The 433-nt window shown below is 39.7% G+C and carries 1 protein-coding gene; it reads right to left on the bottom strand.

All coding sequences use genetic code 11. The features are described from left to right. On the bottom strand, positions 1 to 329 hold a 329-nt coding region (locus tag KH400_RS21280; protein WP_217228054.1), incomplete at its 3' end, for a deoxynucleoside kinase. Between the last annotated feature and the right edge of the window lie 104 nt (positions 330 to 433).

The following is a 433-nucleotide window of genomic DNA, read 5'->3' as shown; positions in this document are numbered from 1 at the left end:
ACCTCTGACATGGTACCTTTGTCTGCGTGCATTTTAGCAAAAATACCAGTGTCCTCATAAATTGACCGATCTTGTACATAACCTCCACCAGACTCGAAGATTCGTTTCTGTTCCTTAAAACGTTCAGCTAGAAAATAGACCTGTAAATGAAAGCTCCATCTTTGGAAATCCGAATAAAAAGGCTCTAAGTATGGATTATCATCTACTTTTTCGAGAGAAGTTTGAAACCCTAGCTTGTCCGCTATTGTTTTCGTCATGGTCGATTTTCCGACACCAACTGTCCCTGCAATTGTAATGACAGCATCCTTTGGTATTTCAATATTTTTCATAGTACTTGCTCCTTTATGTTCTGTACAATTTGCTGGTAATCTTGCTGTGAGGAAACGAAGTCTGTATGATCGCCTTCAATTGTAATGATAGGAAGCCCTGGGTC

This window comes from Desertibacillus haloalkaliphilus (assembly GCF_019039105.1).
GTDB classification, from domain to species: Bacteria; Bacillota; Bacilli; order Bacillales; family KJ1-10-99; genus Desertibacillus; species Desertibacillus haloalkaliphilus.
This window is presented reverse-complemented; position numbering and strand designations above follow the sequence as displayed.